Consider the following 10298-nt stretch of genomic DNA (forward strand, 5'->3'; position numbering starts at 1 on the left):
AGTTTGGGAATTTACCCATGTGTTAGCCATAAGTTAACTTTCTGCATTAACCTCTTAATTTATCTAGATCTACTTCGTGATGTTTGAGAATTTTTGGGCTTATAAATTGAAATTTTAACTCGTGTACGTTTCAAATCAACTTCCTCTCCTACTTTCGGACTTTGATCTACTACAGTTCCCTCCGATGTACCTTCAGGAGCAGTTGAAACTTCTACTCTTTCAATATTGGCTTCTTTAATACCAACAATGTGATTAAATTATTTTTGGTAAATTCAAAACTTGAACCTGCATAATTTGGCATTGTAGCGCTAGTTCGTTCTTTTGCAACAGTCAAAATAATATCGGATGAATCATTCAAATCATATAAAGTTCCCTCCGATAAACTCTGACGTAAAATTGTACCGGGAGAATATTCATCACTTTCTTCTTCCTCAACTTTTATATGATTCTCAGTAATTTTTCTACTCTTCAATTCTGATATAGCATCAGATTTACTTAAACCAATAAGGTTTCCAATATATACTTTTGTAGCCTGTGGTCTAGAAGAAGCAGAACTTGTTGATGAAGTTTGTTTATCTTTAGATTTATTTCCACCAAGAGAAGCTTGCTTTGTAGAACTTGTGGAGGTTGCTGAATTAGATGATTGAGTTGATTGCTTAGTACTATTATGAGATGATTTAGACTTATTCATACCTATGAAAAAAGTTACAATTATCACTAATAAAAGTAAGCTTATAACTATTCCAAAAAACCACTTTATCCTACTAATTTTCTGTCTACGGCGCTCTAATAATTCATTCTGTTCTCTTTCTTCCTGCTGTTTTATTTGAAATTGCTCTGTAGCCAATCGCTTTCTTTCTGCTTCTCTCTCTTTCTCCAGTATATACTCATTCCAGTCAGCTTCTGCTTCTGCTAAGAGTATCTGAATTCTCCCTCTCTCATTTTCTGATTCAGCTTTGGCCCACAGTTTTTTTAAATCAAATATATTATCTTTATATTGTTGCTCAATACGTAATTCTAACTCTCTTTGATGTCGAGATTCCTCATCCCATTGCCTCTGACGTTCTAACTCATTTCTCTCTTTTAATGTTTCTTGTTGTTCTCGAGCAAGACGATTTTGTTCATCTAGTGCTGCCTGTTGTTTTTGGTTAGAAAACTGCTGTTCCCATCTCTGCTGTTCCAACAAGTTATTCTGTCTTTTTAGCTCTTGATTCAATTCTTCTTCTCGACGAGCTTTTTCCCAATCATTCAAATTATTCATAGCCTCTCCTAATTTGCATTATAACCATGTTCTTTAGATTTTAATACTTTCTTCCAATATCGTTCACGTTGAAGTGCCTTTTGTTTTCCAACTTCATTCTTTGGAAAAATCTCTAATATACTATATTGAAAATACTTTTTAATATAACTTATTCCATATTTTTCGACTATCTCACACAATCTTTTATTCGGATAACGATTTTCTTCCATTTCGGATTTATCATATCCTTCACTTAAGTATGTAGACCATCTTCCATAAACTCCATTATCTCCATAAGCAGAACCTACATAGAGCTTTCCTGTCCTAACATCAGTAATAACATAGACACCATAAACAGCTGATAGATATTGTCTCCAAGAACTGTTTGCCCAATTTTTCTTTAATTCTTGATAAGAAAATGAAATATTTTCATAACCTGGAAAATGAGACGTTTGATTAAAATAGGAAATACTGTTTACAGATTCTACTACAACTGATTCAATTATTTTAGGATTAACATAAAACCATGATTGACCTGTATTAGTATGATTAACCAAAACTTTTTCTATAAACTTATCATACTCTTCTAATCGTTCAGCTAAAGCGAACTTAACATGATGGTTCCCATAGGTCACTTGCTTTATCTGACTATTCGTTTCTTTTATAAGATAGGCCCCAACAAAGAGCCATTTATGATACTCCACTTCTATAAATTGAAACTGAATTTCGTTTCTACGATTTCGACTTTTTTTATCTGAACCATTACTTAAAATCCATGGTAAAAAATCTTCAGATCCACTGATATAATCATCAACAAAACTATAATCATCCCAATTCTTGTTAAATCGTAACTTAATACGATACCCTTTATACTCCGATTGTGACAATAACTCATTAAATCTGAAAATATCCTTCAAATATATCTTTTCATTCATATTGTATTTCTCTTTTATTTATATGGAAAATTTTGCATAATCTCTCTTATATCATTATACAGAAGGTCTTAATAACGGTCAAGGGCTTAAATATTTTTTTCAAAGGTTTATTGAGAATTGAATTTTTCAATTTCATACTGACACTTCCATCTGATTCAAAAAAAAAACGAACCAGCTTGACTGATTCGTTTCGTGACTGCTAACTCCTACTTCCGATACATTTTAAACTGTAGGAAGAGGTCGCTATATTTTCCTGTCCATTTATGGTCAAATTTCTCATAAACTTCTAGGTGTTTCATGGTTTCAGCATCTGGATAGAATGCCTTGTCTTCTTTTTTCTCCTCTGGGAGTAATTCCTTAGCTGGTAGGTTTGGTGTTGAATAGCCGACATACTCTGCATTTTTGAGTGCATTTTCAGGTTTCAACATAAAGTTGATAAAGGCATAGGCGGCATCTTGGTTTTTGACGGTTTTGGGAATGACCATATTGTCAAACCAAAGGTTGCTGGCCTCAGTCGGTACCACATAGCGTAGATTTTCGTTTTTTTCCAGCATTTGGCTGGCTTCCCCTGAAAAGGTCACGCCGATAGCAGCGTTGTTCTGAATCATGTAGCCCTTCATCTCATCCGCCACAATAGCCTTGATATTTGGAGTCAACTTGTAGAGCTTATCCACTGTCTCTTCCAATTGCTGGGTATCCTTGGAGTTGAGGCTGTAGCCGAGGGAGTTGAGCCCCAGTCCCAGTACCTCACGCGCCCCATCAAAGAGCATGATAGAGTTCTTATACTCTGGATTCCAGAGGTCATCCCAATGCTCAGGCGCTTCCTCTACCATGGTTTCATTGTAAACAATTCCCAAGGTTCCCCAGAAGTAAGGGATGGAGAATTTATTGCCTGGGTCAAAGGACTGGTTGAGGAACTCTGGTCCGATATTTTCAAGACCTTCAAGTTTTGAATAATCAAGCGGAACCAAGAGATCTTCGTCCTTCATCTTGTTGATCATGTATTCACTAGGAATGGCGATATCGTAGGTCGTTCCACCCTGCTTAATCTTTGTATACATGGCTTCGTTGGAGTCAAAGGTCTCATACTGGACTTGGATTCCTGTTTCTTCTGTGAATTGCTCCAAGAGTTCTGGATCGATGTAGTCCCCCCAGTTGTAGATAACCAATTTTTGACTATCTCGGCTATTGATTTTACTATCGAGATGAGTCGCAATTCCCCACAAGACCAGGATAATGGCTACAATTCCTGCTAAAAATGAATAGAGTTTTTTCATGCTTGCTCCTCCTTCTCACGTGAAATAAAGTAATAGCCAACAACTAGGATAATACTAAAGAGAAAGACAAGGGCAGACAGGGCATTGATTTCTAGCGAAATCCCCTTACGAGCTCGAGAGTAGATCTCGACTGACAGGGTTGAAAAGCCATTTCCCGTTACAAAAAAGGTCACAGCAAAGTCATCTAGCGAATAGGTGAAGGCCATGAAATAACCTGCAATGATAGACGGTGTCAGGTAAGGAAGCATGATTTCCTTGAACATCTGAAATTGACTGGCTCCCAAGTCGTAAGCCGCATGAATCATGTCGCCATTCATTTCCTTGAGACGTGGCAAGACCATCAAGACCACGATAGGAATGGAGAAGGCCACGTGACTAGATAGAACAGTCAAAAAGCCAAGTGAAAACTTGAGTTGGGTAAAGAGAATCAAGAAACTGGCACCAATCATAACATCAGGCGCAACCATAAGGATATTATTGAGCGATAAAAAGGATTCTTGGTATTTCTTCCGAGACTGGTAGATGTAAATGGCACCAAAAGTCCCGATAATGGTCGCAATCAAGGCTGATAGAAAGGCCAAGAAAAAGGTCTGAGTCACAATCAACATAAGACGACCATCGCCAAACATGGTTTTAAAATGGCTCAAGCTAAAGCCTGTAAAGCTATTCATGTCATTGCCTGCGTTAAAGGCATAGCCAATCAGGTAAAAGATTGGCAGGTAGAGGACAAGAAAGACCAGTCCCAGATAAAGGTTGGCAAATTTTTTCATCGTTCTCTCCTTTCCTTGGTCACCCACATGGTGATGAACATGGTCAGGATGAGAATCACACCGATGGTTGAACCCATACCGTAGTTGTCATTGGTCAGGAAGTTCTGCTCAATAGCCGTTCCCAGTGTAATAACACGGTTCCCACCAATCAAACGTGTCAGCATGAAGAGACTCAAGCTGGGAATAAAGACCGACTGAACTCCACTTCGCACGCCGTTCATAGACAGAGGGAAGATGACATGACGGAAAGTCTCCCACTTGGTCGCACCTAGGTCATAGCTGGCATTGATGAGATTGTTATCCATATCGTCCAAGACATTGAAAATGGGCAAAATCATAAAAGGAAGCTCGATGTAGCTTGCGACAAAGATAAAGGAGAAATCGGTAAAGAGCAACTGTTGCGAACCGATTCCGATAAATTCCAAGAATTGGTTAATAGAGCCATTTTGACCAAAAATTCCGATAAAGGCATAGGCCTTGAGGAGCAAATTGATCCATGTAGGCAGGATAATTAGCATGAGCCAGAGTTGACGGTGCTTGAAACGGGTCAAAAAGAGGGCTGTCGGATAGCTGATGAGAAGAGTCACAAAGGTCACAATCCCTGCATAAAGCACTGAGTTGAAACTCATTTTTAGGTAGGTCAAGTTTTGTGACGTAAAGTAAGATTTATAGTTTTCTAAACTAAACTGGCCTTCAATGTTGAAAAAGGATTGTCCGAAAATCAAGACCAAGGGTGCCAGGACAAAGAGTGCAATCCAAAGCATGTAGGGCACTACAAAGAGTTTAGAGCTTGTTTTCTTCATCTCTTTCCTCCTCGATTGCATTGATCAGACCTGCTTCTTGCTCTTCGATTTCCACGTATTCTTCGATACGAGCATCGAACTCTTCTTCAGTTTCGTTGAGACGCATGATATGGATGTCTTCTGGTTCAAAGTCCAGACCGATTTCCTCACCAACAATGGCCTTACGAGTTGAGTGGATCATCCATTCATTTCCAAGTTCGTCATAGGCGATAATTTCATAGTGCACCCCACGGAAGAGCTGGGTATCAACCTTAACTTGGAGCTTGCCTTCTTCAGGAAGGGTAATCCGCAAGTCCTCTGGACGAATAACGACCTCAACAGGTTCATTTGGCTTCATCCCTCCATCGACCGCTTCGAAGCGTTTGCCGTTAAACTCAACCAAGTAGTCCTCAATCATGGTTCCTGGCAAGATATTTGACTCCCCGATAAAGGTGGCAACAAAGTGGTTAATCGGCTCGTCGTAGATGTCCACAGGTGTTCCTGACTGGACAATCTCACCATCATTCATAACGAAAATCCAGTCACTCATGGCCAACGCTTCTTCCTGATCGTGAGTGACAAAGACAAAGGTAATGCCCAATCGTTGTTGCAGTTCACGCAGTTCATACTGCATGTCTGTTCTTAATTTCAAGTCCAGCGCTGACAAGGGCTCATCCAGCAAGACCACACGAGGTTGGTTGATGATAGCACGGGCGATGGCCACACGCTGACGTTGTCCTCCAGAAAGTTTACGGATGGAACGTTTTTCATACCCTTCCAACTGAACCATCTTGAGAACTTCCGCTACACGCTGCTCGATTTCTTTCTTGTCAATCTTGCGCAAGCGGAGCGGAAAGGCAACATTTTCAAACACATTCATATGTGGAAACAAGGCATAGGATTGGAAGACTGTATGGACGTCTCGCTTGTTGGTTGGGATGTCATTGATGCGGACACCATCCAGCAAAATATCTCCTGTCGTCGCATCCAGTAAACCTGCAATGATGTTAAGGATAGTTGATTTCCCTGAACCCGATGCGCCTAAAAGGGTGTAAAACTTCCCTTCTTCCAACTCAAAGTTGATGTCTTTGAGAACCTTGGTGTTGCTGTCTTCAAAAACTTTAGAGACGTTTTTGAATTCAATAATTGGTTTTTTCAATTGTCATTTATTCCTTCTTTTTCATAGATTAACAGATCAGGGCTCTGTCAGGCCGCTACTACCTCGTGTAGGAGATTGAACTGCCTACATTCTTCTGCACTAACGATAGGCTTTCACCCCCTTTCCATGACATAGCAGCAGCTTTTCAACTACAGCTTCCTACTTGCTTTCACCTAAAATACGGACTTCTCTCTCAAGAGTAACGCCAGAGTGTTCCTTGACTTTTTCAATCACAGACTCAATTAAATCTTCATAGTCTTTAGCCGTTCCATCAGCGACATTGATCATAAATCCTGCGTGCTTTTCAGACACTTCTACGCCACCAATACGATAGCCTTTCAAGCCAGCTTCTGAAATTAACTGACCTGCAAAATGCCCGACTGGACGCTTAAAGACCGAGCCACAAGATGGGTATTCCAAAGGTTGCTTGAGTTCACGTAGGTGCGTCAAGCGGTCCATTTCCTGCTTGATAACCTGATGGGTTCCTGGGGCTAGGGCAAATTTAGCTGACAAGACAACTGCACCAGACTCCTGAATAGCTGAATGGCGGTAACCAAAAGCCAAGTCCTTGGCAGACAGGGTCTCGATTTCCCCATCCTTAGTCAAGACCTTACAAGACTGCAAGATGTGGGCAATCTCGCCCCCATAGGCACCCGCATTCATAAAGACAGCACCGCCAACGCTTCCTGGAATGCCACAAGCAAACTCAAAGCCAGTCAAACTATGACGAAGCGCAATGCGAGTTGTTTCAATCAAGTTAGCACCAGCTTCTGCTTCAATGGTATAGCCATCAACGGAAACGTTATTGAGCTTGTCACACAAGATGACAAATCCACGAATCCCACCATCACGAACGATGATGTTGCTAGCATTGCCAAGAACCATCCAAGGGATATTTTCTTGATTGGCAAATTTAACAAGGCGAGCCAACTCAAAACGATTTCGTGGAAAGACCAAATAATCGGCCTCTCCACCTACTTTTGTATAACTATAGCTATGCAAGGGTTCCTTAAAACGGATATCAATCCCTTCTAAGATTTCAAGCATTTTTTCTCTTACAGACATGTCACTCTTCCTTTTACAAAATTCATTCCATTATACCATTTTTAGAGACATTTGACGACCCTAAAAAGACCTTGTTTGGATTTTGCATAAGAAAAAGAGGTTTCCCCCTTTTATTATGATTTTTTACAAAAGATAGCCTTTGTTCCATAGGCAACCAGAACAAGTTCAAGTGCTAGGACAACTTCAACCAAGACTGGATTGGTCAACCAGCCAACTTGGACTAGAGATGGTGCTAGGTCAAAGAAGACATGTAGTCCATAGGCCGCTAGGAGATAAATCCATTTCTTCTGGCGAACAGCTTGGTAAACCCAAACAGTCAAGAGTAATTGGAAACCTAGGGCCAAGATTCGCTCAAAACCAAGCAAATAAATCTGCCAGACTGATAGCGACTGGATAGTTTTCAACATATTTTCAGACAGCAATTGCATGACCTGTGGATTCTGCGTTTGAACTGCTGAGAGAACGAAGTAGAGATTAAGCAAACTAGTAAGACCTAGGAAAATCAACTCCAAGCCACCATGCCCTAACCCATAGGCCAAGGCGTCTGCCTTTTCCAAACTTCTCTTTTTCTCCAACCATTTGAAGAAAATAAGACGAGCAGTTTCCTCAAAAAATGCTGCCATGGCTAGGCCATAGATGATATAGACAAGCGGATGGTCTTGCAAGAGGGCAATACTACCGTCTTTTTGAGGATGTAAAACTAAGATATGCACCAGTTTTTCTAAAATCTGCGAAGAAACAAAGAAGGCAACAGCACCCAAGCCCAAGACAGCTAGATTAATCTGGTATTTCTTTTTGGCATACCAAATGCTCTCTGTTAGAAAAGTCAGCAAAAACACAATGGTAATAATGATATGAATGTTCATTTTCTTCTCCTATTCTGCCTTTTCAATATCTTTTTTCATCTCATCAACATTGAACTTAGCAAACAAGTATTGACGATCTTGGACTGGGAAACGTTGGTCCAATTGGTCAACAGCTCCCACCTCGATAATACCTTCCTTGATGACAAAGTCCATGACATGACCACCGAAGGTCAAATCATCTGAAATGAAGTGCAGATGGTAGCCTGCCACACTGACTCCATGGAAAATCTCTGGCGTCCAGAAACCAACAATGGTCCCCGCCACATTGTCACGACTATATTCCGGTTGATGGGTCGCGACATCAGCAAACTTGGTATCTGGTGTCGACTTGGGAATCATGCGCACATGCATATGTGAAAATTCGCCACGAATCTTAATTGAGCGGAAAAGATTTTCCCCATCATAATAAGACTCGATTCGCTCTTCCAATTCCTTGTCTGTCATCTCAAAGCGCTGGCGGAAAATGACCTCTGCCTGGTGCGGTACTACTGCTGCATAAGGAATAAGGGCATCTGGTGACACCTCCACAATTTCTGGCTGGTCGCCTGATCCTTTGGCCTGATAAGCCTTGCCATCCAAGACAATCAATTCCCCATCAATGGAATCCAAGGTTCCCAAACCAAGGTCACCATGCTCTAGCAATTCTCCTACTGTCATAGTACCACCATAAAGGCCAGCCATCAAGGCTCCAAGGGTATTGTATTGAAATAATTTCACTGGTTCCTGCACGTTCTTATCCATTCTCTTTCTTGTCTATTATTCTATAAATCTTACTCCTAAGTATACCACATTTGCCCCTAGATGTGAACGAGAGAAACACTTTAGACATTGCCAAGAAGGAAAAAAAAAGGTACAATGTAACAAAATCAAGGGAGGTCTGGAATGAAGAAACAAAGCAAGTACCAAGAGGTCGTTTCCTATCTGAAAAACGGTATCGAGTCTGGACGTTTTCCAACGGGAAGTCGCCTGCCTTCTATCCGTCAACTGAGCCTTGACTTTCACTGTAGCAAGGACACCATTCAACGTGCCCTGCTGGAATTACGGCACGAACAATACCTCTATGCCAAGCCCCAGAGTGGCTACTATGTCTTAGAGCAAGGGCAACACCAGGACCTAGAAATCGAAGTCACTGACGAACATGCCAGTGCCTATGACGATTTCCGACTCTGCGTCAATGAAACCTTGATTGGACGGGAAAACTACCTCTTCAACTACTATGACAATCAAGAAGGATTAGAAGACCTAAGACAGTCTATTCATAAACTCCTCTTTGATCAAGCCCTCTACTGCAAGGCTGACCAACTAGTATTGACTTCTGGGACCCAACAAGCCCTGTTTATCCTTTCTCAAATATCCTTCCCTAGCCAAGCAAAGGAAATCTTGGTGGAACAACCGACCTATCATCGGATGAATCGACTCTTGATTGCTCAAGGTCTGGACTATCAAACCATTGAACGAGGCATTGATGGGATTGACTTGGAGGAGCTGGAAAGTCACTTCAAAACAGGAAAAATTAAGTTTTTCTATACCATCCCTCGTTTTCACTATCCTCTGGGGCATTCCTATTCTGAGCAGGACAAACGAGCTATCCTTGACTTAGCTACCAAGTACGGTGTCTATATCGTAGAGGACGACTATCTAGGTGATTTGGACTCCAAGAAGGGCCAGACCTTCCACTATCTGGATACAGAAGAGCGCGTCATTTATATCAAGTCCTTCTCAACCAGCCTCTTTCCAGCCCTGCGGATTACGGCGCTCATTCTTCCAAATACTATTAAAGAAGCCTTTGTGGCCTACAAAAATATCCTAGACTACGACAGCAACCTCATCATGCAAAAAGCTCTGTCACTCTATATTGACAGTCAACTGTTTGAGAAAAACCGTCTAGCTCGCTTGTCCAATCAAGAAGACTACCAAAAACAACTCGAGAAAAGTTTAACCAAAACACCTTGTCCCCTTCCTCATTATCCCCTACACGATGGTTTATTACTAGACTTGAGACAGTATTCTAAAATCGCCAGTCTCAAACACAGTCAACTGGGCTTGGATTTCTTTGAAGAGGCTTACTTGGATGCCTGTCCTTATCAATTTGCCAAGGTATCCTTAGACAATCTGGAAAAGGTTTTAAACTATTTAAAAGCAGAATTGGAATGACTTCCAACTCTGCTTTTTTTATACTCTTCGAAAATCTCTTCAAACCACGT

Annotated in this window: 9 protein-coding genes and 1 pseudogene; 1 reads left to right on the top strand and 9 read right to left on the bottom strand. The window is 41.0% G+C overall.

Features of this window, described 5'->3' with window-relative positions; all coding sequences use genetic code 11:
- Positions 1 to 71: 71 nt before the first annotated feature.
- The 9 genes and pseudogenes from HT697_RS10285 to budA form a co-directional block, all read right to left on the bottom strand.
- A pseudogene (locus HT697_RS10285) lies at positions 72 to 490 on the bottom strand (PASTA domain-containing protein); the annotation flags it as partial.
- 779 nt (positions 491 to 1269) lie between these two features.
- The gene (locus HT697_RS03950; protein ID WP_173219165.1) at positions 1270 to 2175 is read right to left on the bottom strand and encodes a GIY-YIG nuclease family protein; all 906 of its coding nucleotides are present in this window, start codon (positions 2173 to 2175) and stop codon (positions 1270 to 1272) included.
- A gap of 206 nt (positions 2176 to 2381) precedes the next feature.
- On the bottom strand, positions 2382 to 3452 hold the full coding sequence (locus HT697_RS03955) for an ABC transporter substrate-binding protein (protein ID WP_173262242.1): 1071 nt from the start codon (positions 3450 to 3452) through the stop codon (positions 2382 to 2384).
- The gene (locus HT697_RS03960) at positions 3449 to 4222 is read right to left on the bottom strand and encodes an ABC transporter permease (protein WP_050251127.1); all 774 of its coding nucleotides are present in this window, start codon (positions 4220 to 4222) and stop codon (positions 3449 to 3451) included. Before HT697_RS03960 ends, HT697_RS03955 begins: the two co-directional genes overlap by 4 nt.
- The gene (locus HT697_RS03965; protein ID WP_173262245.1) at positions 4219 to 5025 is read right to left on the bottom strand and encodes an ABC transporter permease; all 807 of its coding nucleotides are present in this window, start codon (positions 5023 to 5025) and stop codon (positions 4219 to 4221) included. Before HT697_RS03965 ends, HT697_RS03960 begins: the two co-directional genes overlap by 4 nt.
- The gene (locus HT697_RS03970; RefSeq protein ID WP_000742900.1) at positions 5006 to 6163 is read right to left on the bottom strand and encodes an ABC transporter ATP-binding protein; all 1158 of its coding nucleotides are present in this window, start codon (positions 6161 to 6163) and stop codon (positions 5006 to 5008) included. Before HT697_RS03970 ends, HT697_RS03965 begins: the two co-directional genes overlap by 20 nt.
- Positions 6164 to 6322: 159 nt before the next feature.
- Positions 6323 to 7228, bottom strand: coding sequence for a UDP-N-acetylmuramate dehydrogenase (gene murB, locus HT697_RS03975; RefSeq protein ID WP_055356681.1), 906 nt, complete (start codon positions 7226 to 7228; stop codon positions 6323 to 6325).
- A 113-nt stretch (positions 7229 to 7341) separates the two neighbouring features.
- Entirely contained in the window at positions 7342 to 8094 is a 753-nt protein-coding gene (locus tag HT697_RS03980; protein WP_173262248.1) for a YhfC family glutamic-type intramembrane protease, read from the bottom strand.
- 9 nt (positions 8095 to 8103) lie between these two features.
- Complete coding sequence (gene budA / locus HT697_RS03985) at positions 8104 to 8835, bottom strand: acetolactate decarboxylase (protein ID WP_000360295.1); 732 nt, start codon at positions 8833 to 8835, stop codon at positions 8104 to 8106.
- Positions 8836 to 8976: 141 nt separating this feature from the next.
- Between budA and HT697_RS03990 the strand changes: the two genes are divergently transcribed.
- A complete protein-coding gene (locus HT697_RS03990; protein ID WP_173219171.1) occupies positions 8977 to 10248 on the top strand; it encodes a PLP-dependent aminotransferase family protein in 1272 nt (423 codons plus the stop codon).
- Positions 10249 to 10298 lie beyond the last annotated feature (50 nt).

The sequence above is a fragment of the Streptococcus sp. 1621 genome (assembly GCF_013276615.1).
GTDB lineage: Bacteria > Bacillota > Bacilli > Lactobacillales > Streptococcaceae > Streptococcus.

Bases quoted from the DNA above. Each gene is read 5' to 3' on its own strand.
- HT697_RS03950 (WP_173219165.1), bottom strand. From the start codon at position 2,175: ATGAATGAAAAGATATATTTGAAGGATATTTTCAGATTTAATGAGTTA.
- HT697_RS03955 (WP_173262242.1), bottom strand. From the start codon at position 3,452: ATGAAAAAACTCTATTCATTTTTAGCAGGAATTGTAGCCATTATCCTG.
- HT697_RS03960 (WP_050251127.1), bottom strand. From the start codon at position 4,222: ATGAAAAAATTTGCCAACCTTTATCTGGGACTGGTCTTTCTTGTCCTC.
- HT697_RS03965 (WP_173262245.1), bottom strand. From the start codon at position 5,025: ATGAAGAAAACAAGCTCTAAACTCTTTGTAGTGCCCTACATGCTTTGG.
- murB (WP_055356681.1), bottom strand. From the start codon at position 7,228: ATGTCTGTAAGAGAAAAAATGCTTGAAATCTTAGAAGGGATTGATATC.
- HT697_RS03980 (WP_173262248.1), bottom strand. From the start codon at position 8,094: ATGAACATTCATATCATTATTACCATTGTGTTTTTGCTGACTTTTCTA.
- budA (WP_000360295.1), bottom strand. From the start codon at position 8,835: ATGGATAAGAACGTGCAGGAACCAGTGAAATTATTTCAATACAATACC.
- HT697_RS03990 (WP_173219171.1), top strand. From the start codon at position 8,977: ATGAAGAAACAAAGCAAGTACCAAGAGGTCGTTTCCTATCTGAAAAAC.